At 61.4% G+C, this 26,467-nt stretch carries 19 protein-coding genes; 11 read left to right on the plus strand and 8 right to left on the minus strand.

What is annotated here, in order from left to right; all coding sequences use genetic code 11:
• Positions 1-11 precede the first annotated feature (11 nt).
• Positions 12-1,142: a GlxA family transcriptional regulator gene (locus ACT6QG_RS03945; protein ID WP_444976305.1), complete on the minus strand. Its 1,131-nt coding sequence runs from the start codon at positions 1,140-1,142 to the stop codon at positions 12-14.
• A 449-nt stretch (positions 1,143-1,591) separates the two neighbouring features.
• Here ACT6QG_RS03945 and ACT6QG_RS03950 point away from each other — a divergent pair, with 449 nt between their 5' ends.
• The 9 genes from ACT6QG_RS03950 to ACT6QG_RS03990 all read left to right on the plus strand — a co-directional run bounded on the left by ACT6QG_RS03950 (position 1,592) and on the right by ACT6QG_RS03990 (position 13,871).
• Positions 1,592-2,341, plus strand: coding sequence for an electron transfer flavoprotein subunit beta/FixA family protein (locus tag ACT6QG_RS03950; protein WP_444976306.1), 750 nt, complete (start codon positions 1,592-1,594; stop codon positions 2,339-2,341).
• Between the two features lie 23 nt (positions 2,342-2,364).
• Positions 2,365-3,300: an electron transfer flavoprotein subunit alpha/FixB family protein gene (locus ACT6QG_RS03955; RefSeq protein WP_444976307.1), complete on the plus strand. Its 936-nt coding sequence runs from the start codon at positions 2,365-2,367 to the stop codon at positions 3,298-3,300.
• Between the two features lie 34 nt (positions 3,301-3,334).
• The gene (gene purU / locus ACT6QG_RS03960) at positions 3,335-4,192 is read left to right on the plus strand and encodes a formyltetrahydrofolate deformylase (protein WP_444976308.1); all 858 of its coding nucleotides are present in this window, start codon (positions 3,335-3,337) and stop codon (positions 4,190-4,192) included.
• Between the two features lie 183 nt (positions 4,193-4,375).
• Entirely contained in the window at positions 4,376-5,257 is an 882-nt protein-coding gene (gene folD / locus ACT6QG_RS03965) for a bifunctional methylenetetrahydrofolate dehydrogenase/methenyltetrahydrofolate cyclohydrolase FolD (RefSeq protein WP_444976309.1), read from the plus strand.
• A 160-nt stretch (positions 5,258-5,417) separates the two neighbouring features.
• Entirely contained in the window at positions 5,418-7,979 is a 2,562-nt protein-coding gene (locus ACT6QG_RS03970) for a GcvT family protein (protein ID WP_444976310.1), read from the plus strand.
• 419 nt (positions 7,980-8,398) lie between these two features.
• Entirely contained in the window at positions 8,399-9,649 is a 1,251-nt protein-coding gene (locus ACT6QG_RS03975) for an aromatic ring-hydroxylating oxygenase subunit alpha (protein WP_444976311.1), read from the plus strand.
• A 17-nt stretch (positions 9,650-9,666) separates the two neighbouring features.
• On the plus strand, positions 9,667-10,752 hold the full coding sequence (locus ACT6QG_RS03980; protein WP_444976312.1) for an FAD-binding oxidoreductase: 1,086 nt from the start codon (positions 9,667-9,669) through the stop codon (positions 10,750-10,752).
• 186 nt (positions 10,753-10,938) lie between these two features.
• Positions 10,939-12,600: an electron transfer flavoprotein-ubiquinone oxidoreductase gene (locus ACT6QG_RS03985; RefSeq protein WP_444976313.1), complete on the plus strand. Its 1,662-nt coding sequence runs from the start codon at positions 10,939-10,941 to the stop codon at positions 12,598-12,600.
• A 233-nt stretch (positions 12,601-12,833) separates the two neighbouring features.
• Entirely contained in the window at positions 12,834-13,871 is a 1,038-nt protein-coding gene (locus ACT6QG_RS03990; protein ID WP_444976314.1) for a GlxA family transcriptional regulator, read from the plus strand.
• Positions 13,872-13,973: 102 nt separating this feature from the next.
• Here ACT6QG_RS03990 and fdhA read toward each other — a convergent pair whose 3' ends face one another.
• The 7 genes from fdhA to ACT6QG_RS04025 form a co-directional block, all read right to left on the minus strand.
• Positions 13,974-15,161, minus strand: a complete 1,188-nt coding sequence (fdhA, locus tag ACT6QG_RS03995; protein WP_444976315.1) for a formaldehyde dehydrogenase, glutathione-independent — start codon at positions 15,159-15,161, stop codon at positions 13,974-13,976.
• 204 nt (positions 15,162-15,365) lie between these two features.
• A complete protein-coding gene (locus ACT6QG_RS04000) occupies positions 15,366-16,754 on the minus strand; it encodes an L-serine ammonia-lyase (protein WP_444976316.1) in 1,389 nt (462 codons plus the stop codon).
• Positions 16,755-16,911: 157 nt separating this feature from the next.
• A complete protein-coding gene (gene glyA, locus ACT6QG_RS04005) occupies positions 16,912-18,180 on the minus strand; it encodes a serine hydroxymethyltransferase (RefSeq protein ID WP_444976317.1) in 1,269 nt (422 codons plus the stop codon).
• Between the two features lie 112 nt (positions 18,181-18,292).
• Positions 18,293-18,850 (minus strand): sarcosine oxidase subunit gamma, encoded by a 558-nt coding sequence (locus ACT6QG_RS04010; RefSeq protein WP_444976318.1) that lies wholly within the window; start codon positions 18,848-18,850, stop codon positions 18,293-18,295.
• A gap of 11 nt (positions 18,851-18,861) precedes the next feature.
• Positions 18,862-21,855 (minus strand): sarcosine oxidase subunit alpha, encoded by a 2,994-nt coding sequence (locus ACT6QG_RS04015; protein WP_444976319.1) that lies wholly within the window; start codon positions 21,853-21,855, stop codon positions 18,862-18,864.
• Positions 21,852-22,154 (minus strand): sarcosine oxidase subunit delta, encoded by a 303-nt coding sequence (locus tag ACT6QG_RS04020; protein WP_444976320.1) that lies wholly within the window; start codon positions 22,152-22,154, stop codon positions 21,852-21,854. The genes ACT6QG_RS04015 and ACT6QG_RS04020 overlap by 4 nt, the downstream gene beginning before the upstream one ends.
• Positions 22,155-22,165: 11 nt before the next feature.
• On the minus strand, positions 22,166-23,419 hold the full coding sequence (locus tag ACT6QG_RS04025) for a sarcosine oxidase subunit beta family protein (protein WP_444976321.1): 1,254 nt from the start codon (positions 23,417-23,419) through the stop codon (positions 22,166-22,168).
• Between the two features lie 461 nt (positions 23,420-23,880).
• On the opposite strand from ACT6QG_RS04025, the gene folB reads away from it, so the two are divergent.
• Together folB and ACT6QG_RS04035 are read left to right on the plus strand one after the other, a co-directional pair.
• Complete coding sequence (gene folB, locus ACT6QG_RS04030) at positions 23,881-24,255, plus strand: dihydroneopterin aldolase (RefSeq protein WP_444976322.1); 375 nt, start codon at positions 23,881-23,883, stop codon at positions 24,253-24,255.
• A 588-nt stretch (positions 24,256-24,843) separates the two neighbouring features.
• Entirely contained in the window at positions 24,844-26,448 is a 1,605-nt protein-coding gene (locus ACT6QG_RS04035) for a BCCT family transporter (RefSeq protein ID WP_444976323.1), read from the plus strand.
• Positions 26,449-26,467 lie beyond the last annotated feature (19 nt).

Raw genomic sequence — 26,467 nt, forward strand, 5'->3', positions numbered from 1 at the left:
GTGTGAGAGCGTCAGACGGTCATGCCCATGGATTCGGGATTGCGCGCCACGGCTGGCAGGTCAATCGGCAGATCCATTTTCGGCACCGGCGCAATGGCGGCCGCAGCAGCGGTTTTGCCCTTGCGGATTTCGTGCGGGGTGCTGTTGAAATGCCGGCGGAACATGCGGCTGAGATGCGATGAATCACAAAAACCGCATTCCACCGCAATGGCCGCGACAGACTTGTCCGTCGTTTCAATCAGGCGCCGCGCAAATGTCAGCCGCACGCCCAGAAAAGCGGCCTGTGGCGAACTGCCAAGGGCGGCCCGGAAATGCCGTTCAAGCTGGCGCTTGCTGTTCCCCATGCGGCGCGCAATCTCCATCACCGACAAGGGGTTGTCGATATTCTGCTGCATGATGAGCAGGGCCCGCTTCACCATCGGATCTTCAGTTCTGAAATCCAGCGGAATGCCCGGCTGTGGCCGCTCCGGCTGCTGCACGCCATCGATGATCATGATGTGCAGGCTCTTGGAAGCCTGCGCCCGCCCGACATGCTTTTCAACCAGATAGGCTGCAAGATGGGCCGAGCTTGCACCACCGGAGCAGGTGAGGCGGTTGCCATCCACCACGAAGATCTGGTCCGACACCGGCATGAGCCCGTCAAACTGCTCCAGAAAATCGGTGTGATGGAACCAGTTCACACAGCAGCGATACCCGTCCATCAGGCCGGCGCGGTGCAGGATGAATGCGCCCGTGCACACCCCCACAAGCGGCACACCCGCCCGCGCGGCCTGCTGCAGATAATGCGTATAGGCGGCGCTGAGATTGGGGATCTCATCCATCAGCCCGCCAATCACGACGATATAGTCGAACTTGCGCGGATCCCCAAGCTTTTCAGTGGGTTGGATGTTGATTCCGCTGCTTGAGGGCACCGGCTGCAATGTATCCGAAAGCACGCTCCATTCGCACATGATGGGGCGGCTGCGATCTCCCTCATCAGCGGCCAGCCTGAGCACATCGACAAAATTGGCGAAGGCGCACAGGGTGAAGCGCTTGGAGAGAATGAATCCGACGGAAAGACGGGGCTTGTGCGGCGCCTGGCGCAGGCCGCGCGAAACCGCCGATCCAAGTGTATCCCTTGGATTTTCAGCTGTTTTTTTCATTTTTCCTCCCGCTCATTTTTTTTGAGCTTCTCTATGTCGTAGTGCTAATCCGGCTTTGACGCAAACATTCTGTTCAACATCGCCCGCTGTCGCAACAATAGCCCCAATGGAAAATCGTATTTTCCCAATTAAATACAATAATTTGGCGCGATAAACAGCATTACTGGAAACAGCAGGAGCGAACGACCCACTATTTGTCGCACAACTTCCGGTTTCAACCGGCGGTCAAGCCGCATGGCGCGGCCGATGTGCAGAATAAGTGCCGATCGTGAAGGCTTTCAACCCGACCGGAACATGAAACATGTGCTGGAACACGCAGTTTCATTTGTCCGCGGGGATGTGGAGGAGCGCGTCTTCTTGTGACGCGCACGGACTTCCATGTCGGGATTGTGCTCAAAAATCGCCTGGTGGGAACGTCTTGCCGTGCATGCGGAAAAGAGGGTTTTGCGATGAAGGTTTTGGTTCCGGTCAAGCGGGTTGTTGACTTCAACGTGAAGATCCGCGTCAAGGCGGATGGTTCCGGTGTCGACACCGCGAATGTGAAGATGTCGATGAATCCCTTTGACGAGATCGCCATCGAGGAAGCGATCCGCCTGAAGGAGGCCGGAAAGGCCAGCGAGATCATTGCCGTCTCCATCGGGCCGGCGCAGGCGCAGGAAACCTTGCGCACCGCCCTCGCCATGGGCGCGGACCGCGCCATCCTCATCCGGCAGGACGAGACTGTCGAACCTCTCGGCGTCGCCAAGCTGCTGAAGGCGGTGATCGCCGTGGAAGAGCCCGGCCTTGTCATCCTCGGCAAGCAGGCGATCGATGATGACTGCAACCAGACCGGCCAGATGCTCTCCGCCTTGCTGGGTTGGGCGCAGGCCACTTTCGCCTCCGCCCTTGAGCTGGGCGAGGGCAAGGCGCGGGTGACCCGCGAGATCGATGGCGGCCTTCAGACCATCGAGGTGAGCCTGCCTGCCGTGGTGACCGCCGATCTGCGGCTGAACGAGCCGCGCTATGCCTCCCTGCCCAATATCATGAAGGCCAAGAAGAAGCCCCTCGAGGAGAAGTCCCCGGCCGATTACGGCGTGGACACGGCGCCCCGCCTGAAGGTGCTGAAGACCGAGGAACCCGCCTCCCGCAAGGCCGGCATCAAGGTCGGCAGCGTGCCCGAGCTGGTCAACAAGCTGAAGGCCGAGGCCGGCGTCATCTGACAATTCGGAACGGAATTTCTGAAATGGCTATTCTTCTTATCGCAGAACATGACAACAGCACCCTTTCCGACCAGACGGCCCGCGCCCTGAACGCAGCCGGCCGGATTGGCGGGGAGATTGATATTCTGGTGGCGGGCAAGGCCGCCGGCTCCGTCGCGGAAGCGGCCGCGCGGCTGCATGGTGTGCGCCGCGTGCTGCTGGTGGAAGGCGATGCGCTGGCCCACCAGCTGGCCGAGAATGTCTCCGACCTCATCGTCTCGCTGAGCGCGAATTACGACACCATCATTGCCGCCGCCACCACCAACGGCAAGAACATCCTGCCCCGCGTGGCGGCCCTGCTGGATGTGATGCAGGTTTCCGAAATCATCGAGGTTGTGGCGCCGGATACCTTCAGGCGGCCCATCTATGCCGGCAATGCCATCCAGACCCTTCAGGCGCTCGATGCCACAAAGGTCATCACGGTCCGCACCGCCAGCTTCAGCCCGGTGGAAAGCACGAACAGCCCGGCCCCGATCGAAACCACAGCCCATGCCGGCACCGGGCGCGGCCTCTCAAGCTTCATTGGCAATGCCCTCTCGGCCGGCGACCGCCCGGAGCTGAGCTCGGCGAAGATCATCGTTTCCGGCGGCCGCGCCCTGGGCTCGCGCGAGAAGTTCGAGGCGGTCATCCTTCCGGTGGCGGACAAGCTGGGCGCGGCCGTGGGCGCATCACGCGCCGCCGTCGATGCCGGTTACGCCCCCAATGACTGGCAGGTGGGCCAGACCGGCAAGATCGTTGCACCGGACCTGTATGTCGCCTGCGGCATTTCGGGGGCCATCCAGCATCTGGCCGGCATGAAGGATTCACGGGTCATCGTCGCCATCAACAAGGACGAGGAGGCCCCCATTTTCCAGATCGCGGATTACGGCCTTGTGGGAGATATCTTCGACGTTCTTCCCGAGCTTGAGCGCCAGCTCTGAATAAAACAGCCAGAATTGCAGGGAGGAACCTGTCATGAGTGAGAAGTCTTACATCCTCAGGATCAATTGCGAGGACAAGCCGGGCATCGTTGCCGCGGTCACCACCGCACTGGCCTCGCGCGGGGCGAACATTGTCGAATCCAACCAGTTCTGGGATCGCCAGACAAACCAGTTCTTCCTGCGCATTGCGTTCAGCGCCCCCGATTCCGTCAACCGCGATACGCTGGAACTGGCGCTGAAGCCCGCCATCGACCGGTTCGACATCAAGACCAAGATCGAGGATCTCTCCCGCCGCCCGAAGATCATCATCATGGTTTCGAAGTTCGACCATGCGATGCTGCATCTGCTCTACCAGATCAAGGTGGGCTGGCTGAATGCGGACGTGGCGGCCATTGTCTCCAACCATGAGGACGCCCGCCGCGCCGCCGAGCATGAGGGCATCCCCTATTATCACTGGAAGGTGACGAAGGAGAACAAGGCCGAGCAGGAGGAGCGCCTGTTCGAGCTGGTGCAGAATTCCGGCGCGGAGCTGGTTGTGCTTGCCCGCTACATGCAGGTTCTCTCGAACGAGATGTCCAACCGCCTGTTCGGCATGGTCATCAACATTCACCACTCCTTCCTGCCCAGCTTCAAGGGCGCCAAGCCCTATCACCAGGCGCATGAGCGCGGCGTGAAGCTGATCGGGGCAACGGCGCACTATGTGACGGCCGACCTCGACGAAGGCCCGATCATCGAGCAGGAAACCGAGCGCGTCAGCCACGCCATGACCACCGACGACTTCGTGGCGGCCGGGCGGGACATCGAATCCCGCGTGCTGGCGCGGGCCGTGAAATACCATCTTGAAGGCCGCGTGATGCTCAACAATCACCGGACCGTCGTCTTCACCCCCTGACGTTCTCCTCCCGGGTGAAACTCGGGGTGTCTGGCGCATGTCCCGCGGTCATGGCGGCCTTCCGGGCCCTGCGCCAGCCCCCTCTTTGCACCGTGAACCGGTGCTCCGGGCCTGTCCCCGAACAGGCCGGCGCACCCGGAAAGCCGAACATCACAGACGCGAAGATCTTCAGGAAAGACCCGCATGACGTCCAGGATTATTGATGGAAAGGTCCATGCCAGCACGCTGGGCGAGAAGATCAGCGCCAGTCTGCCGGCCTTCAGGGCCAAGACAGGCCGCGCGCCGGGCCTCGCGGTTGTTCTGGTGGGGCATGACCCTGCCAGCGAGGTCTATGTCGCGGCCAAGGGGCGGATGGCGCGCCAGCTCGGCATGGAGAGCTTTGAATTCAAGCTGGCCGAAACCACCAGCCAGCAGGACCTTCTGGATCTGATCGCAAGGCTGAATGCGGATGATCGGGTGGATGGCATTCTCGTGCAGCTTCCGCTGCCGGGGCATCTCGATACGCTGGCCGTCATTTCGGCGATTGACCCGGACAAGGATGTCGATGGCCTGCATCTGGTGAATGCCGGGCGTCTTGCCTCCGGCCTTCCCGGCCTTGTCTCCTGCACTCCGCTGGGGTGTCTGCTCATGCTGAAGGCCGAGCTGGGCCAGCTTTCCGGCAAGGATGCCATTGTCGTCGGGCGCTCCATTCTGGTGGGCAAGCCGATGGCCCAGCTTCTTCTGGCTGAGAACTGCACGGTCACCATCGCCCATTCGCGCACCCATGACTTGCCCGCAAAGGTGCGCGCGGCCGATATCGTGGTCGCGGCGGTGGGCCAGCCGGAAATGATCCGCGGTGCGTGGATCAAGCCGGGGGCAACGGTGATCGATGTGGGCATCAACCGCATCGAGCGCGATGGCCGCAAGAGACTTGTCGGCGATGTCGAGTTTGCCGCGGCCGCACACAGTGCCGGGGCGATCACGCCCGTTCCCGGCGGGGTCGGCCCGATGACCATCATGAGCCTGATGTACAACGCCGCGCGGGCCGCGCATGTGCGCAAGGAGCTGCCTCCACCCGAGCTGTGAAGATGCTGCCAGCCCCTTTCGGGAGCGGGGCGATGAAAGCCTCCCGAGCCGCATGCGGCTGTCATCTTCCGGCAATTCCCCCGCTGGATTTGTCGTGAAAGTGCCCGTCTGATTTCGCCAAACAGGCTAATATCTATTTACGAACAAAGAGGAATGAAAAATGTCTGCATTCCCGGAGAAGGCACGGGTTGTCATCATCGGTCTGGGTGGCATTGTCGGCGCTTCCATCGCGCATCACCTGATCGAGCGTGGATGGGACGATATTGTCGGCATCGACAAGTCGGGCATCCCCACCGATATCGGCTCGACAGCCCATGCGTCGGATTTCTGTTACGCGGTCAGCCATGACCTGCTCACCACCTGGACCACGCTCTATTCGGTCGACTTCTATGAGAAGATGGGCCACTACGCGCGCATTGGCGGCATCGAGCTGGCCCGCGTGGGCGATGACCAGCGCATGGATGAAATCAAGCGCAAGGTTGCCTCCGGCAAGGCTTTCGGCGCCCGCGCAAAGTTGATCGGACCGGCCGAGATCAAGGAAAAATTCCCGCTGGTCGAGGAAAGCCTCGTGCAGGGCGGCCTGTGGGATCCGGATGCGGGCCTGGTCATTCCCCGTTCGCAGACGGTGGCCGGAAAGCTGGTGGATCAGGGCGTCGAAGCCGGGAAGCTGAAGGCTTTTGCCAATACACCCGCCAAGTCCCTGATCATCGAGGAGGGGCGCATCAAGGGCGTGGTGACCAGCCGCGGCACCATTCGCGCCGATATCGTCATCGTCAGCACGGGCCTCTGGGGACGCCTGATCGCCGAGATGGCGGGCGAGGACCTGCCCGTCATGCCGGTGGACCATCCCCTGACCTTCTTCGGGCCCTATACTGAATTTGCCGGCACCGGCGCCGAGATCGGCTATCCGCTGATGCGCGACCAGGGCAATTCGGCCTATATGCGCGATACGGGCGACCCCAAAACCACCGAGGGCGGCCAGATCGAGTGGGGCTATTATGAGGAGAAGAATCCGCGCCTCGTTCATCCCCGTGACCTGCTGGAGAAGGAAGAGGCCCGCCTCTCACCCTCGCAGCGCGATCTGGAGATGGAGCAGATCCTCGAACCGCTGGAACGCGCCATCGAGCTGACCCCCATTCTGGGCGAGCTGGGCTATAATGAGGGCCATTCCTTCAACGGCCTGCTCCAGACCACCACCGATGGCGGCCCCTCCATCGGCGAGAGCCAGAAGGTGCGCGGCCTGTGGTATGCCGTCGGCATCTGGGTGAAGGACGGCCCCGGCATGGGCAAGCTCCTCGCCGACTGGATCACCGATGGCCGCACCGCCATCGATCACAACCGGATCGACTTCGCCCGCTTCAACGCCTTCCAGCTCAATGAGAAATACATCGAGGAGCGGTGCTACGAGACGGCCGCAAAGATCTACAATCCCCCGGTCCATCCGCGCGAGCCGTTTGAGGGGGGCCGCAATATCCGCCGCTCGCCTTTCTATGAGCGCGAAAAGGAGCTGGGCGGCCACTTCATGGAACTGGGCGGCTGGGAGCGCGCGCACGGTTACGCAGCCAATGAGCATCTGCTGGAAAAATATGGCGACCGTGTCCCGGTGCGCGAGAATGAGTGGGACAACCGCCATTTCTGGCGCGTCTCCAATGCCGAGCATCTGGCGCTGAGCGATGATTGCGGCATCATCAATCTCTCCCACTTCCATCTCACCGACATCGAGGGGCCGGACCACGTCGCGCTGCTGGAATGGCTGTGCGTCGCCAAGATCGGTGGAGACGGCAATATCGGGAAGGGCATCTATACCCACTTCCTGGATTCCGAGGGCATGGTGCGGGCGGACTTCACCGTCATCCGCATGGCGGACCGCTGCCGTCTCATCAATGGCGCCGATGCCGGCCCGCGCGATTTCCAGTACATGCGGCGCGTGGCGCAGGACAAGGGCTTCGATGTCACCATTACCGATGTCACCGAAAAATACGTGACGGTCGGCATCTGGGGGCCCAATGCCCGGGTCAACCTGCAGAAGGTTGTCGAGGACCCCGCGGCGCTGGAGGCGGAGAACTTCCCCTTCGCGGCCATTCGCCCCATCCGCATCGCCGGGAAGGATGTGACGGCTTTCCGCATCTCCTATGTGGGCGAGCAGGGCTGGGAACTGCATATGCGTTATGAGGATGGCCTTGCCGTATGGGATGCGCTGCGCTCCACCGGCGTGATCGCCGTCGGCGTGGAAACATATGCCAATTCCCGCCGTCTGGAAAAAAGCCTGCGCCTTCAGAATGCGGACCTGCTGACCGAATACAATCTGTTTGAAGCCGACCTGTCGCGCCCGAAGGTGAAGGAGGCGGATTTCGTCGGCAAGGCGAAGCATGTCGCGTACCGCGCGCGTGAGCACCAGCCCGCCATGCTGTGCACTCTGGTGATGACCGACAATGTCGACAGCAAGGGGGTCGCCCGCTATCCCGTCGGCGTCCTGCCGGTGTTTGACCCGGAAACCGGGGAGACGATCGTGGATGAGCTGGGGCGTCGCTCCTACACCACCTCGATCGTGTATGGCCCCTCCATCGGCAAGAATATCGCACTGGCTTACCTGCCCTGGTCCTATTGTCAGGAAGGGCGCAAGCTGCAGGTGGAGTATTTCGGCGAAACCTACCCGGTCGAGGTCACCGGCATCGGATACAAGCCGCTCTATGACCCCCAGAACCTGAAGCCCCGCACCTGATCGCGGCTTCACACGGAACATCGCCAATACTGAAGGAAGGGGAGACGAGTCCTCCCCTTCTTTTTTGGGAAAGCTTGTAAAAATCCACCAAAAATCCGTGAGTTCAGTTTCCGCAGCGGAAATTGGCGGAAGACGCAAATATTTCCCTCCCGCGACAACTTTGCGAACACCGATTGTCGCAAGCTGACAAGGCGAACCGGTCAAAGATTGATAGATTGGCATAATCCGAAGGTGAAGACTTTCACCAGGAGCGGAACACTATAAGGGGAATAACAATCCCCAAAAAACCCGCACCCATGCAGATGTCAGAAACTGGACACGCATGGAGCGAAGCATTCACTTCAGGGATGCGCTCTACATCAGGATATATGACGCCAACTCGCCGAAAGGCGATCAATAATAAAGGGTAGGGTACGGAAATGAATGTCCGAAACGAGATGCTGAACCTGATCCGCGGCCGGAAGGAAGGGCACTCCCTGCCCCAGCCCTTCTACATTGATCCGGATTTCTACAAGGTCGATCTGGAGCTGTTCTGGTATCGCGAATGGCTGTTTGCGGGCCATAATTGCGAAATCCCGAAAGCCGGAAATTTCTTCACCCTGCAGGTTGGTGAATATCCCGTTGTCGTGGTGCGTGACCGTACCGGCGAGATCCGCGCCTTCCACAATTCCTGCCGCCATCGCGGCAGCCGCGTGTGCACCAGCGCGAAGGGCGCCTCCGCAAAGCTGGTGTGCCCCTATCACCAGTGGACCTATGACCTTGACGGCAAGCTGCTTTTCGCACGCCAGATGCCGGAGGACTTTGACCCCGCGGCCCACTCCCTCAAGCCCATCGCCTGCCAGACGGTCGCCGGCTACATCTTCATCTGCCTGTCGAACGAGCCTGCGGATTTCCAGCCTTTCCGCACGCTGATGGAGCCCTATTTCGCGCCCCACAACCTGACCGACGCCAAGATTGCCCATGAGACGACGATCATCGAAAAGGGCAACTGGAAGCTGGTGTGGGAGAACAACCGCGAATGCTACCACTGTGCGGGCAACCATCCCGAACTGTGCAAGACCTACCCTGAAGCCCCGAATGTGACCGGCGTGAGCGGCGGCGCCGATGACCCCGAAATGGCCGAACACTGGGCCAAGTGCGAGGCGGCGGGCCTGCCGGCCCGGTTCAATATCCACGAGACCGGCCAGTTCCGCGCCATCCGCTCCCCCTTGCTGCGCGATGCGGTGAGCTACACCATGAGCGGCCGGCCGGCGGTGAGGAAGAACCTCTCCGCGCAGGTGAATGCAGACCGGATCGGCGCGCTCATGCTGTTCCACTATCCCACCACCTGGAACCATGTGCTCATCGACCATGCGGTCACCTTCCGCGTGCTGCCGCTCGGCCCGAACGAGACGGCGGTCACCACCAAGTGGCTGGTCAACAAGGATGCGGTCGAAGGGGTCGACTATGATCTCGATGAGCTGACCCATGTGTGGATGCACACCAATGACCAGGACCGCCAGATCGTCGAGGAAAATGCCCGCGGCATCCATTCCCCGGCCTATGAGCCCGGCCCCTATTCCGCCCTGCATGAAGGCGGCGTGATGCAGTTTGTCGAGTGGTATTCCAGCTTCCTGGAGCCGCGTCTGGATGGCACCAGGCCCCTTCCCATCCGCGAAGTTGCCGCCTGAAGACGGGCGGACACACAATGGATGGCGTCCTCGACACACAGCCCGACGAGATGAAGCCATGGATTGATCACCTCCAGCCCCTGGAGGTGATTTCCGTGACCGATGAAACCCCGGATGTGAAGACCTTCACCTTCAGGGCGGATGGCCACACATGGTTTCGCTACAAGCCCGGGCAGTTCATCACCCTTGAGCTGCCCACGGCAGACGGCCCGCTGATGCGGACCTATACGCTGTCCTCCAGCCCCTCGCGTCCCTTCTCGGTCGCGGTGACGGTGAAAGCCCAGCCGACCAGCATCGGCACGCGCTGGATGTTCGACAATCTGCGCCCGGGAAGCCGGGTGCGGGCCTTTGGGCCGGCCGGGCATTTCACCCATTTTGCCCATCCCGCATCAAGATATCTGTTCCTGTCCGCCGGCTCCGGCGTGACACCGATGATGTCGATGCTGCGCTGGTTCTCCGATTGCGCGCCGCAGACCGACATCACCTTCGTGCATTGCGCCCGCACGCCGCAGGACATTCTCTTCCGCGAGGAGCTGGAGCTTCTGGCCACCCGCATGCCCAATCTGTCCCTGCACTTCATTGTGAAGGACAGGACAGCCGGCCGGAAGGTGTGGTCCGGCCATGTCGGGATGCTGGACATGGCCCGCATTCCCCTGATGGCGCCGGACCTGCGGGAGCGGGAGGCCTTCTGCTGCGGGCCGGAGCCCTTCATGCAGGCCATGCAGGATGCGCTGAAGGCCCACGGGTTCGATCTGCATCATTATCATCAGGAGAGCTTTGGCCTGGCACTGCCGGAAGGCGGGGCGACACCTGAAGATATTGAAATGGCGGCCGATCAGGATGTTCTGCCCATCCGCTTTTCCCTCTCCGGCGTGGATGGGGAATGCGCGCCGGGCCAGACCGTGCTGCAGGCGGCGCGATCAGCCGGAGTGCGGATCGGGGCGGCCTGCGAGTCCGGTATCTGCGGCACATGCAAGGTGATGAAGCTCTCGGGCGAGGTCGTCATGTCGCACAATGGCGGCATTCTCGATGAGGAGATCGAGGAAGGCTACATTCTGGCCTGCTGCTCGCGCCCGACAACACCGGTGGATGTGGAAGCATAAGCCATAAGCCCGGAAAGGTCCGTGCGGGGCGGCATGTGTCGTCCCTCCCAGACCTGTGCCCGGGGCATGGCCGTGTGCGGGCCGCAGGCCCGGCAGGCGGAACATGAGGCCATTGGCCAGCAGCTGTCCCGGCAACATCAACACAAGAAGAGTCCGGCAAGCGGAACTTGCGGAGTGAGGGGAAACATGACGGACGTGACCGGCTCCGAACGCGAGAGCATGGAATTCGATGTGGTCATTGTCGGCGCAGGCCCGGCCGGCCTTGCAGCGGCAATCCGTCTGAAACAGGTGAGCCCGGATCTTTCGGTCGTGGTGCTTGAGAAAGGCGCGGAAGTCGGCGCCCATATTCTTTCCGGCGCGGTTGTCGATCCTGTCGGCATAGACAGGCTACTGCCGGACTGGCGCGCGGATGCAGACCACCCCTTCCGCACACAGGTGAGCGATGACCAGTTCATGGTGCTCACCCGCTCGCGCGCCTTCAGCCTGCCCCATGTCCTCATGCCCCCCTTCATGGGCAATGAGGGCAATTATGTCGTGTCCCTTGGCAAGGTGTGCCGCTGGCTGGCCGGCAAGGCGGAAGAGCTGGGTGTCGAGATCTATCCCGGCTTTGCCGCGACAGAACTGCTCCATGATGAGCGCGGCCATGTCACCGGCGTGGCCACCGGCGACATGGGCATCGGCAAGGACCTCAAGCCGGGGCCGAACTTCACCCGCGGCATGGCCCTTCTGGGAAAATATGTGCTGATCGCCGAGGGCGCACGCGGCTCGCTCGCCAAGCAGGCCATTCAGGATTTCGGGCTTGCCGAGGGGCGCGAGCCACAAAAATTCGGCATTGGCATCAAGGAGCTGTGGGAAATCAGGCCGGAGAACCACAAGCAGGGTCTGGTGCAGCACTCCTTCGGCTGGCCGCTGGACTGGAGCACCGGTGGCGGCTCGTTCCTCTATCATCTTCAGGACAACATGGTTGTTGTCGGCTTCGTGGTGCATCTGAACTACAAGAACCCCTATCTCTCCCCGTTCGAGGAGTTCCAGCGGTTCAAGACCCATCCTGCCATTCGCGCGACATTCGATGGCGGCAAGCGGCTGGCCTATGGCGCGCGGGCGATCACGGAAGGTGGCTACCAGTCGGTGCCGAAACTCACCTTTCCCGGCGGGGCCCTGATCGGCTGTTCGGCGGGTTTCGTGAATGTGCCGCGCATCAAGGGCAGCCACAATGCGGTGCTCTCCGGCATTCTGGCCGCGGACAAGATTGCCGCCGCCATCGCCGCAGGCCGGGCGAATGACGAGCCGGTGGAGATCGAGAATGAGTGGCGCACCGGCGACATTGGCAAGGATCTGAAGCGGGTGCGCAATGTGAAGCCGCTCTGGTCGCGTTTCGGCACGCTTGTGGGCGTTGGCCTGGGCGGGCTGGACATGTGGACCAACCACCTTTTCGGCCGCTCGCTCTTTGGCACCCTGGCCCATGGCAAGAGCGACGCGCACTCTCTTGAGCCCGCATCCGCCCACAGGAAGATCGCCTATCCGAAGCCGGATGGCGTCCTGACCTTCGACAGGTTGTCCTCCGTGTTTCTCTCGAACACCAACCATGAGGAAAACCAGCCCGTCCACCTGCAGGTCGCCAGCCTGGAACTGCAGAAGGAATCCGAGCTTGGCCGATATGACGGCCCCTCCGGCCGCTATTGCCCCGCCGGGGTCTATGAGTGGGTAGAGGAGAATGCAGACCACAAGCTGGTGATCAACGCCCAGAATTGCGTGCATTGCAAAACCTGCGACATCAAGGACCCGAACCAGAACATCAACTGGGCCCCGCCACAGGGGGGCGAGGGGCCTGTCTATCAGGCCATGTAGATGGCCTGTTTCCCTGCGTCATGGCGCTGCGTGATGTCTCAAAATCTTATGTATAAGTCGCAATTGTTCTAGCAAGTCCGCCGCCCGGAGCACACAGTGAGAGCCTGTTCAGCCGGGCAAAAGCAACGCCGGGCTGCGGGCAGAATGTCTTCATATTCAAAAACTTGTTCGCACCCCTTTCACGGTGAGCCTGCCCGTATTGCCAACGGGCGGCCTTGCGACGGATGGTTCTTATGGATCAAGCGCATCATGTGCGGCGTCTGTTTGTTTTCTATCTGCTTCCGGAATTCACGCTCATCGCATTTGCCTCCGCGATAGAGGCCCTGCGGCTGGCCAATGCCGCCCTTGGCTTTGATGCCTACAGGTGGCGCCTGGCCTCGGTGGATGGCGCGGAGGTTCAGGCCAGTTGCGGTCTCACCATACGCTGCGACAGCGACATTGCGACAGAGCGCAAACAGACCGGACATGCGGACCGGCCCTATATGGTCGTTGTATGCGGCGGCCTGAATGTGGACCGCTATCCCGTGCGCAGCGTGGAGGCCTGGCTGCGGGAGTGCAAGCAGAACGGCGTTTCCATTGCAGGTCTTTGTACCGGGGCCCATGTGATTGCTTCAGCACAACTTCTGGCCAACAGAAAATGTGTCATCCACTGGGAGAATATTCCAAGCTTTGTGGAGCAGTTCAAGAATGCTTCCGTGCAGGCGGCCCTGTTCGAGATTGATGGCGGCATTCACACCTGCGCAGGCGGTGCGGCCTCCTTCGACATGATGCTCCACATCATCCGCAATGACTATGGAGAGGCACTGGCCGCCAGTGTGTGTGACCGGGCGATTGTCGACCGTATCCGCAACCCCGACGAAAGCCAGCGCCCCAGATTCTCCCCCCAGATCAAGCAGCACCATCCCGCCGTGCGCCGGCTGATCGAGCGCATGCAGGAAACCCTGACAGACCCCCTCTCCATGGATGAACTCGTCTCCGATGCCGGCCTCACCCGCCGGCAGGTGGAACGCATATTCAGGGGAGAGGTGGGCAGCTCTCCCGCGCGCTTCTATATGCGCCTGCGACTGGAGCGGACAAAGCTGCTGCTGCAACAGACTGCGCTCCCGATTGTGGATATTGCCATTGCAAACGGCTTTTCATCCGCCTCCCATTTCTCAAAGACATACCGGAAGTTCTATGGCTGCTCGCCGCATGAGGTCCGGCTGCGAAGTGCAAGGTTTCCCATCCAGAGCGAAAGTGCACAGGATGCGGAAGACAAGACGCAGGCATGATCTTCTCACCGAGGAGTGCAGGCGGGAAAATAGCCCTGAAGCAAAAAGCCCTGGCCGGTTCTCACCAGCCAGGGCTTTTCCTTTCAGGACAGACCGGCAGGATCAGGCGGCATTCAACATGCCGTGCGGGTCCAGAACGAACTTCATCGCCGCGCCATGATCAAAGGTCTCGTAGCCCTTGGCGGCGTCTTCAAGCGAGATCACCGTTGCATTGACGATATCGGCGATGGGCAGACGATCATGCAGGATGGCCTGCATGAGCTGGCGGTTATATTTCAGCACGGGCGTCTGCCCGGTGTGGAAGGTCTGCGCCTTCGACCAGCCCAGACCGAACTTCAGCGAAAGGCTGCCATGCCTGGCCGCCTGATCCACCGCCAGCGGGTCTTCCGTCACATACAGGCCCGGAATGCCGATGGAACCGGCCGCGCGGGTGATTTCCATCATCTGGTTGAGCACGATGGCGGGCTGTTCGCCACCGGCATGGCCACGGGCCTCGAAGCCCACCGCATCAATGGCCGCATCCACCTCATCCGTGCCGATCACCTCGGCCACCATGTCACCGAGACGATCGCTCTTGGACAGGTCGATCGGCACGAAACCGACCTTTTCCGCATGCGCCAGACGCTCACGGTTGAAATCACCGATCATCACCACCGCAGCCCCGAGAATGCGCGCGGAAGCTGCCGCGGCAAGGCCCACAGGGCCGGCGCCGGCAACATAGACCGTGGAGCCAACGCCCACGCCCGCCTTCACCGCACCATGGAAGCCGGTGGGCAGAATATCTGACAGCATGGTCAGATCACGGATCTTCGACATGGCGCGATCGCGATCCGGGAATTTCAGCAGGTTGAAATCGGCATAGGGCACCATCACATAGCGCGCCTGCCCGCCGATCCACCCGCCCATGTCCACATAGCCGAAAGCGCCACCGGCGCGGGAGGGGTTCACCGTGAGGCACACGCCGGTATCCTGGCTGCGGCAGCAGCTGCACCTTCCGCAGGCCACATTGAACGGCACGGAGACGATATCCCCGACCTCCAGCATTTCAACGTCAGAGCCCTTCTCGATGATTTCGCCGGTGATCTCATGCCCCAGCACCAGGCCGGATTGCGCCGTCGTGCGCCCACGCACCATATGCTGGTCCGAGCCGCAGATATTGGTGGAGATCACCTTCAGGATGACGCCATGCTCGATGCGACGCCCATCCGGAGTGGAGAATTTCGGGTCCTCGATATCGCGGACCTCAACCACACCGGGCTTGACATAGACAACACCACGATTCCTGCTCATCTGCTTTTCCTCCGCTGAATTGTCTTGTGTTTCCTTGGGCGGAACATTCGGGCGCATCCCGTTTCCGCCATGCCTGAAGCTGAACACAGCCAGACCTGTTTTGCTATGATGCGCGCGAAATCACATGTCGCAAACATGCAATAAACTCAAATCAGACAGGAAAATTCTGCATATCGACAATAAATGATACGAAATATCAAAATATCAGCACTCTGGAATATTGACTGCCAATCCGCCCAGACTGGTTTCCTTGAATTTTGTATTCATCTCCTCGCCGGTCTGGCGCATGGCTTCAATGCAGTTGTCGAGCGGCATATAGTGGGAGCCATCGCCCCGCAGCGCGAGGGAGGCTGCCGCCACGGCCTTGCTTGCGGCAATGCCATTGCGCTCGATGCAGGGCACCTGAACAAGACCGGCAACCGGGTCACAGGTCATGCCAAGATGATGCTCCAGGGCGATTTCTGCGGCATTCTCAACCTGTTCCGGCGTGCCGCCCAGAACCGCGCACAGGCCGGCGGCCGCCATGGCCGCGGCCGACCCCACCTCGCCCTGGCATCCGGCCTCCGCGCCGGAGATGGAGGCATTGTGCTTGATGAGGCCGCCAATGGCCGCCGACGTCAGCAGAAAATCCTCCACCCGCGCCGGGTCTGCATCATGGCAGTGGTCGAGATAATAGCGCAGCACGGCCGGCACCACGCCGGCCGCACCATTTGTGGGCGATGTCACCACCTGCCCGCCGGCGGCATTCTCCTCATTCACCGCCATGGCATAGACGCTCAGCCAGTCATAGGCGGCATGGGGCTGGGTTGAATTGGACTGGATTTCAGCAATGAGCTGGCGGTGAATATTGCGGGCACGCCGGCGCACCCGCAGGCCGCCGGGCAGTTCACCCTCGCGGCTCAGCCCGCGTTCAATACAGGCATTCATCACCGACCAGATGCGCGCCACACCCGTTTGGACCTCATCCGGCGTGCGCACGCAGATCTCGTTTTGGCGCTTCATGTCGGCAATCGAAAGCCCGCTCTCGCGGGCCATGCGCAACATGGCAGCGGCGGTTTCGAACGGATAGGGCCAGTGAATGGCCTCATCTGCGGCAATGATGGCATCGGGGCATTCGCGTTCCGCCGCCGTGACAACGAAACCGCCGCCGATGGAATAGTAAGTCTCTTCCAGCAGCAGCTGGCCCTCAGCGTCAAAGGCCTTGAAAATCATGCCATTGGCATGACCCGGCAGGGCCGGACCATAATCGAATATGATATCCCCTGCCGGATCGAAGCGCAGGGCCGGCAAGCCCTCGGGATGCAGAAGATGCTGCTCTTCAAGCCTCCTGAGCTGCCGCTCGGCTTCCTCCATGTCCAGCTCTGCCGGCAGCCAGCCCAGAAGGCCCAGCGCCACGGCGCGGTCTGTGGCATGCCCTTTTCCGGTAAAGGCGAGGGAGCCATAAAGAAAAGCCTGAAGATGCGCGGCCCGCGCCCCGTTTTCTGCCTTTTGCAGCAGGTGAAGAAAGCTCACGGCAGCCGTCATCGGTCCCATTGTATGGGATGACGACGGGCCAATACCAATCTTGAACACATCAAAGATGCTGAGAAACATGGCATTCCTCGCCGCCAGCATGACGGGCGTCCCGGGCATCCGGCGAAGTCCGGGAGATGGTTTCAGGTGCATGTCTCGGAGGGACATGCACCGTGCAGGCTGAAGGGCATGCCAGCGCCTCTTGGCGAAGCGCCGGCCTGCCCGTCACATCACGCGCTCATCCATAGATGGGGAAGCGCTTGCACAGCTCCTGCACATCCTTGAGCACCTCGGCCTCGACCTGCGCATCACCTTCCGCGCCGGCGCGGGAGAGCGACTCGATGACCGTCAGGATCAGCTCGCCCACCCGCCGGAACTCCTCCTCGCCGAAACCGCGCGTGGTGCCGGCCGATGTGCCCAGCCGCACGCCGGAGGTCACCGCCGGCTTTTCGGGATCAAACGGAATGGCGTTCTTGTTGCAGGTCAGGCCCGCACGCTCCAAAGCGCGCTCCGCATCCCGTCCGGTCACACCCTTGGGGCGCAGGTCGACCAGCACGATATGGGAATCCGTTCCCCCCGAAACGATATCCAGACCGCCGGCGATCAGCGTGTTGCTGAGCGCCTTGGCATTCTTGATGACATTGGAGGCATAGACCTTGAAACCGGGGCGCAGCGCCTCGCCGAAGGCCACCGCCTTGGCGGCGATGACATGCATCAGCGGGCCACCCTGATTTCCGGGGAAGACGGCGGAGTTGAACTTCTTCGCCAGCGCCTCGTCATTGGTCAGGATCATGCCGCCACGCGGGCCGCGCAGGGTCTTGTGGGTGGTGGTGGTGACCACATGGGCGTGGGGAATGGGCGAGGGATACACACCCGCCGCCACAAGGCCGGCATAATGGGCCATGTCCACCATGAGATAGGCGCCCACCTCGTCGGCGATCTCACGGAAGGCGGCGAAATTGATCGCCCGCGGATAGGCCGAGGCCCCGGCCACGATCAGTTTCGGGCGGGTTTCCAGCGCCCTGGCGCGCACATGCTCATAATCGATCTGCTGATCGGACTTGCGCACCTCATAGCTCACCACATCGAACCACTTGCCGGACATGGTGACCGGAGAGCCATGGGTGAGATGGCCGCCATGGGCAAGCGACATGCCCATGATACGCTCACCCGGCTGGAGCAGGGCGAAGAACACCGCCTGGTTGGCCTGCGCGCCGGAATGGGGCTGCACATTGGCATAGCCCACCTTGAACAGTTCCTTCGCGCGCTCGATGGCCAGCGTCTCGACCTCGTCGACAAACTCGCACCCGCCATAGTAGCGCTTGCCGGGATACCCTTCCGCATATTTGTTGGTGAGCACGGAGCCCTGTGCCATCAGCACATCGACGGAGACGATATTCTCGGATGCGATCAGTTCGATCTGGTTCTGCTGACGGCCCAGTTCACGGCTGATGGCCTCGGCGATCGGCTTGTCGGTGATGGAATGGGCAACATTGGCGTAGGTCATGTTTCCTCCCTGGATCATTCCCCGGACATGGCCTGCGGGAGATCCGATCCTGCTTGAGATCCTGAAGGCGCGCGGACCACCCCGGCCGCGCGCGCAATGCTGCCGGCGGCGCTCAGACGCCGCTTTGCAGTTCGGTGCTGACAGCTTTCAGCAATTGCCAGACAAAGGGTGTGAACGAATGCCAGACCTCGATGCGGAAGCGGTCTGTCCCCTCGCGCAGCAGAATGATCTGCGCCTTGTCCATGATGGTCCGGCAGCCTGATCCTGCCGGCATGGCGGACACATTGAAGGCCAGCACCGATTGCAGTGCCCAGGCCGCCGCCTCGCCCTCCACCACAATGCCCGTCTCGCGATGGCCGACATCGACAAGACTGTGGATCACGCTGGGATAAAGCTCCGCAAAACCGCGCACAATGTCCTCCTGCCCGGCCTGCGGCGCGAGGAGATACCATTCGTCCGGGCCGATACACAGGGCGGTCTTTCCATCCGCCTGCGTCATGGCGCCAATGGTGTCCGGCAGGGGAATGCCGAAGACCCGCGCGGCCGCATCGCGCTGCGCCGGGTCAATGCGCAGATTGAACCGGGCGGGATTATCGGCCGGGGAGATCCGCAGCGCCCCGCCCTTGCAGCTCACAGTCTCGCGACCAATGGGAGTGTATTCATTCAGCATGGCCGGGATTCCTATGCGCTGAGCCGCTTGTTCTCGGGATCGAAGAAGACCGTCCCGGTGATTTCAGCGCTGATCGTGTGTTCAGGCATCGGGATGTAGATGGTCTGCCCCATCCTGGCGCGGCCGCCCTCCACCACCGCAAGGGCGATGGAACGGCCGAGCGAGGAGCTCCAGTAGGAGGAGGTCACATGCCCCACCATCTTCATGGGAATGGGCTGGTTCGGGTCGAGAACGATCTGCGCCCCTTCCTCCAGAACGACCTTCGGGTCTTTGGTCAGCAGGCCCACAAGCTGCTTGCGGTTCGGGTTCAGCATGTCCGGGCGGGTGAGCGAGCGCTTGCCCACGAAGTCCGGCTTGGCCTTGCCGATGGCCCAGCCGAGGCCGGCATCATCCGGGGTCTGGGTGCCATCGGTATCCTGACCGACGATGATATAGCCCTTCTCGGCCCGCAGGACGTGCATGGTCTCCGTGCCATAAGGCGTGATGTTGAAAGCCTTTCCGGCCTCAAACAGCTTTTCCCACACGGCGCGGCCATAACGGGCCGGCACATTCACCTCATAGCCCCGCTCGCCGGTGAAGCTCATGCGGAAGAGACGGGTCGGCACACCGCAGATCCGCCCTTCGGCAACCGCCATGTGCGGGAACGCCTCTTCCGACAGGTCAATGCCCTCGACGAATGGCGCGATCAGGTTTCGGGCGTTCGGCCCGTTGATGGCAATCACCGCCCACTGTTCCGTGGTGGAGGTGAGCCACACCTTCAGGTCTGGCCATTCGGTCTGGAGATAGTCCTCCATCATGTTGAGCACGCGCGCCGCGCCACCGGTGGTGGTGGTGACATGGAACCGGTCGCTCGACAGACGGCCGATCACGCCATCATCACGGATGAAGCCATCCTCACCCAGAAGCACGCCGTAACGGCAGCGGCCGGATGCCAGCTTGGTCCAGGGATTGGTGTACATGCGGTTCATGAATTCCGCCGCATCCGGCCCCACGATCTCGATCTTGCCGAGGGTCGAGGCGTCAAAGATGCCGACGGAGTCACGCACGGCCTTGCACTCGCGTGCCACGGCGGCGTGCATGTCCTCTCCCCCCCTGGGGAAGTACCAGGCGCGGCGCCACAGCGACACCGGCTCGAACACCGCGCCCTGTTCCTCGGCCCAGCTGTCGATGGATGTCTTGCGTGTCACCTCGAACAGGGGGCCGCGATTATAGCCGCAGAACGCCCCGAAAGTGGTGGGGGTATAGGGCGGACGGAAGGTGGTGAGCCCCACCGCCGGGGCGCGCCGGTTGAGCGCATCGGCGGCAATGTTCAGGCCATTGATGTTGGAGGTCTTGCCCTGATCGGTCGCCATGCCATTGGTGGTATAGCGCTTCACATGCTCGATGGAGCGGAAGCCCTCACGCACCGCAAGGCGGATGTCCTTCGCCGTCACATCATTCTGGAAATCGACAAAGGCGCGGGCCTTGGAGGCGCTGCGATCCGTCGGCAGCTCGCGGTTGCTGGTGCCCGTCAGCTCGATTTCGCCCTCAACGGCATAGCCCGAAGGCTGCGCCCGGAAACCTGTATCGGCTGCGGCAGCGGCACCGGCGGCTGCCCCGTCGGCAAGCGCGCGGGCAAGGCCGAAATCACCGTTTCCGGCGCCCACGCACCGGCAGGCTTCCGTCGCCTCGCCGGGCACGAAAGTCTGCTCATCGGCCCGCCATTCCAGCTTGCCCCGCGTGTGCGAGAACAGGTGCAGGCTCGGCGTCCAGCCGCCACACATCAGAACCGCATCGCACGGGATCATCCGGGCCGAGCCCACCGTGCGATTGACCGGATTGACCCGCACGGAGCTGACACGCAACCGGCCCTTGGTGCCGGTGACAGTCCAGCCCTCAAGCACCTCGATACCAAGGGACTGCGCCGTCCGCTTCAGCAGTTCGGAAACCCGCGGGCGCACATCCACAATGGCGGACACCTTCACCCCCGCCCGTGCCAGATCGAAGGCAGACAGCCAGGCGCTGTCATGGGAGGTGACGACCACCGGCCGCTCCCCCACCTTCACGCCATAACGGTTGAGATAGGCGCGCGCGGCGCCGGCAAACATCACGCCCGGACGATCATTGCCATCAAAAACCAGCGGCTTCTCGATGGAGCCCTGCGCCAGAACCACCTGCCCGGCGCGGATCCTCCACATGCGTTCACGCGGCGTACCCGGCGCGGGATTGGCGATATGGTCCGTCAGGCGCTGGCACAGGCCGACAAAGTTCTGGTGATAATAGCCGATGGCCGTGGTGCGGGAGAGAATGGTGACATTCCCGAGCGCGGACAGTTCCGCAACCGCACCGGCAAGCCATTCCCAGCCAGACTTCCCGTCAATCGAGGCATCGGTCTCAGACAGCAGGGAGCCACCCGGCTCCGCCTGCTCATCCACCAGAATGACCCTGGCACCCGCACGGCCTGCCTCAAGCGCGGCAGCAAGCCCGGAAGGCCCGGCACCGACGACAAGCACGTCGCAATGGTCGAAACGGCTGGCATAGCTGTCCGGGTCCGGCTCGCTCGGCGACTTGCCAAGCCCGGCCGCGCCACGGATGATCGGCTCATAGACCTTGTTCCAGAAGGACTTCGGCCACATGAAGGTCTTGTAGTAGAAGCCGGCGGAAAACAGCATGTACAGGCTGTCATTCACCGCGCCCACATCCCAGCTCAGGGACGGCCAGTGGTTCTGGCTGCTGGTCACCAGCCCGTCGGAGATTTCCAGAACGGTCGCGCGGGTATTGGGCTCGAAACGGCCCGGCCCGCGATAGGTGCCAACCAGCGCATTCGGCTCTTCCGAGCCGGCGGTGAGAATGCCGCGCGGGCGGTGATATTTGAACGAGCGGCCCACAAGGTGCACGCCATTGGCCAGCAGAACCGAGGCCAGCGTATCGCCCTGATAACCGGAAAAACGGGTGCCATTGAAGGTGACATGGACCGGCTTGCCATAGTCCACGCGCCCCTTGCCGGAAATGCGGTAGTCATTCATGACTGGGCTTCCTTGAGTTCAGCCTCGCCAGGACGGGGAAGGCCGGCCTCGTAAGTCATTACGAATTTGTCGCTGACGGTATCGCGCACGGCATTGAAGAAGCGCCCGCATCCATTGATGTGACGCCAGCGTTCATAATGAAGACCGCGCGTATTGGTGCGGATGAACAGGTGATCGCGCCATTCATCATCCGAAAGCTTTGAGGGATCTTCCGGGCGCACGATATGCGCTTCGCCCGCATAGGCGAATTCAAGTTCCGGGCGCTCGGCCTTGCAGTAGGGGCAACGGATCAGAAGCATGGCATCGTCCCTCAGTGCGCGACAGCGGCGGCGGCCGCCTCGTCGATCAGCCGGCCGGTCTTGAAGCGCTCAAGCGAGAAGGGGGCGTTGATGGGGTGTGGCTCATCGCGCGCGATGGTGTGCGCGAAGACATGGGCCGAACCGGGCGTGGCCTTGAACCCGCCCGTGCCCCAGCCGCAATTCACATACAGCCCCGGCACCGGCGTCTTGCCGATGATCGGCGAACGGTCCGGCGTCACATCGACGATGCCGCCCCATTTGCGCAGCATCCGCATGCGGGTGAAAATGGGGAACACCTCGCAAATGGCCGAAACCGTATGCTCGATGAGCGGCAGCCCGCCACGCTGGCTGTAGGAGGTATACTGGTCCGTGCCGGAGCCGATGACCAGTTCGCCCTTGTCGGACTGGGAAATATAGGCGTGCACGGTGTTCGACATCACCACGCAGGGAAACACCGGCTTCACCGGCTCAGACACAAGTGCCTGAAGCGGATAGCTTTCCAGCGGCAGGCGCACGCCGGCACTGTCCAGAACCACCGATGTGTTTCCGGCCGCCGAGACAGCCACCTTCCTGGCCTTGATAAAGCCCTTCTGGGTCTCCACGCCCATCACCCGGCCATTCGCATCACGGCGGATGGCGGTGACAGCGCAGTTCTGGATGATATCCACCCCGCGGGAGGATGCCCCGCGCGCATATCCCCATGCCACCGCATCATGCCGGGCAACGCCGCCGCGACGCTGAAGCGCCGCGCCCATGACGGGATAGCGCACATTCTTCTCGATATTCAGCGGCGGACAATAGGCCTTGGCCTCTTCCGGAGTCAGCCACTCATTATCCACGCCATTGAGGCGGTTGGAGTGAATATGCCGCTTGAAGCTCTGCACATCGTGCACATTGTGCGCCAGCATCAGCACGCCGCGCTGGGAGAACATCACATTGTAGTTGAGTTCCTGCGACAGGCCTTCCCAAAGCTTCACGGCATGATCGAAAAGCATTGCGCTTTCATCATACAGGTAGTTCGAGCGGATGATTGTGGTATTTCGGCCTGTATTGCCGCCGCCCAGCCAGCCCTTGTCAATCACGGCAACATTGGTGATGCCGTGCTCCCTGGCAAGATAGTAGGCTGCGCCAAGGCCATGCCCGCCAGCACCGACAATGACGACATCATATTCGGCCTTCGGCTCGGAATCGGGCCACTGGGGTGTCCAGTTCTTGTGGCCTGTCAGGGCGTTGGCCAGCAGAGCAGGAAATGAAAAGCGGGTCATGGCTCGCTCGCAACGATTGTAAGTGCAAGGAGTATTGCGGCAACGCCTCAAACCGGACAGGACGTTTGCGTCAAACCGGACGCAGTCTAACGACATCACTGGAAATGTAATAAGCAGAACGATCGCGGACGAGCCTGTTGCGGGCCTGCCATTGTTCTTTCCGGCCACGAAAGACCCACCGAAACCACCTGAGGCATCTCCCGGAATGCTTGGGGCTCACACAGGCCCGCCACCATCCGGCGCGGGCAGATGTGCGACATGCCGCACGATCATCCTGCCCTGACAGTGCGCCCATCCCGGCCGGAGCGCCGAATCCATGCCCTGCACCTGTCACCATGCGCATCACGCGGAGGGGCTGTCTTCTCTATGCGGGGATGATGTCGCATTTGATACAGAATCAGCGCGCCTAACGTGATATTTCGGTCTCCACTTCGGCAGCTGAATCGCGAGACTGTGCCCAAATGTACATCATACGCCTTAAAAATTGTGCTTTCTTCGCCAATCACGGTGTATTCGAGGAAGAGAACAGGCTCGGCCAGCGCTTCTATATTGACCTTGAACTCGATGTTTCCACCAGCGATGCACTGGAGTCGGACGACGTTTCCAGGACTGTCGACTATGGCGAGGTGTTTGCGGAGATACAGGCCATTGTACAAGGCAGCCGCCGCTTTCTGATCGAGACTCTGGCGCTGGATATCGGGAAAAGGCTTTGCTCGCATTTCGATCCGGTGCAGCGGGCGCGGGTTGTTCTGCGCAAGCCGAATGCACCCATACGCGGGGTGCTGGACCATGTGGAAGTTGAAGTCACATGGACCAAGAACCAGGGCATTCTGTAAGCCCAACCAACTGTTTTTGCTGCATGTTCCAGCTTTTGCATCCACGCGTTTCCGCCTCTGGCGAATGAATCCTCATGCCAAGAAATCTACCCCCGCAGGGTTCATCGCCCGATAATTATGCAATTGCTCAATTTATTGGCGCAATTGCCGGAAACCGCACAACACCGCCAGAACAGGCACAGGCCCGTACGCCATCCCTTTTGATGCGAGCCTGGGCAGGATCTGTAACCGCCACGCATCTTCCCCAGCGGAAATATGGACCGGATGCCCATTTATGCAGCATACAAGACAAACAGAAGAGCGGACGGTCATTTCACTCCAGATGTCGCAAACTTACATATGTTGACCAGTATCCATCCAATTTATCCAGATCTATTCACACCGCATATGGCCACAGACTCCCGGATCAGCACACCACTTCCTCACGGTTTGCGACAATTTGACAGTAAATATGCGCCAACACCCCCTCTCCCATCCAGTTTTATCTTCGGGATGCGGGAGAGCTGAATATATCCTCCGAGACAGAAGTACGGACCCAATAACCAATGCAAGCAAAAAGGTCCGTGCCGATTGCAGGAGGCAACAAGGATGGACACCACAAGAAGCGGAAGAATCAACTTCGGCGTCTTCTGGCCAGCACTCACCGTCGGGCTGGGCTTTGTGATATGGGGGGGCGTGGCGCCGGACAGTCTGAGCATGGTTGCGACGGCTGTACTGGCGTGGATCATCAGGGTCTTTGGCTGGGGCTTTGTTGTTTCAACCGCTTTTTTTCTGGCCTTTTCCGTATTTCTGGCCTTCAGCCGCTTCGGCAAGATCCGCCTCGGCCATGATGACGAGAAGCCGGAATTCACAACGGTTTCATGGATCTGCATGATGTTTGCCGTGGGCATGGGCATTGGCCTCATGTTCTGGGGCATTGCAGAACCTGTCAGCCATTTCGCATCCCCGCCCCATGGCCTGGCAGTGCCCAAGACCCGTGAGGCCGCACTGCTGGCGATGAAGTATTCCTACTTCCACTGGGCGTTCCACCCCTGGGCGATCTATGCGGTGACCGGGCTGGCCATGGCCTATTTCAGCTATCGCCGGAATTTGCCAACCCTGGTTTCAAGCGCCTTCCACCCCTTGCTGGGTGATCGCATCCACGGCCCCATCGGGCGCCTGATCGATGCGCTGGCGGTGATCGCGACCCTGTTCGGCACCGCGACCTCTCTTGGCCTTGGCGCGCAGCAGATCAACAGTGGCATGCACTATCTGTGGGGCACGGGCCAGAGTTCCACCATCGTGGTGGCGATCATCGCCGTGCTGACCGCCCTGTTCATCCTGTCCGCCGTTTCGGGGGTGGGCAAGGGCATCCAGTTTCTCGCAAACATGAATATGGTGATTGCCATCACCCTGCTGCTGTTTCTCGTGGCGCTCGGCCCAACCGTGTTCTTCATGGACACGATGATCGAGGCGCTCGGTTACTATCTCAGCGATATCGTCACCATGTCCTTCCGCACATCCGCCTTCAGCGACAGCACCTGGCTCTCGAAATGGACCATCTTCTACTGGGCGTGGTGGATTTCCTGGGCGCCGTTCGTGGGCGTGTTCATTGCCCGCATCTCGCGCGGGCGCACCATCCGGGAATTCGTGGCCGGCGTGCTGCTCATTCCCAGCGCCGTCACCTTCATCTGGTTCGCCATTCTGGGCGGCAGCGCGCTCTATTCCGAACTGAACGGCCCCGGCGGACTGGTCGAGGCGGTGGCCCAGCATGGTGAAGCCATCTCCCTGTTCATCCTGCTGGAGCAATATCCGCTGGCCACCGTGACCTCGACAGTCGCGATCTTTCTGGTCGCCATCTTCTTTGTCTCCGGTGCGGATGCCGCATCCGTGGTGATGGGCATGCTCTCATCCTACGGGTCACAGAAGCCGCCGGCGGGTCTGGTTGTCATGTGGGGGCTGCTGGCCAGCTGCTCCGCCACCGTGCTGCTCATCATGGGCGGGCTGAACGGATTGCAGACCGCCTCGATCATCGCCGCGGCCCCCTTCCTGCTGGTGATGCTCGGCCTGTGCACCTCGCTCTGGAAGGGACTGATGGATGACATCGAGATCCACGGCCATTTCGAGCTGCTGGATACGGAAACAGGCGATATCAAGCATCATGCGCATTTCGAGCTTGTGGAGGATGAGCCGGAGACCGTGAAACCGGGCTGAGACAAAAGCTTACACAAAA

Source organism: Haloleucobacter ellipsoideus, assembly GCF_052491725.1.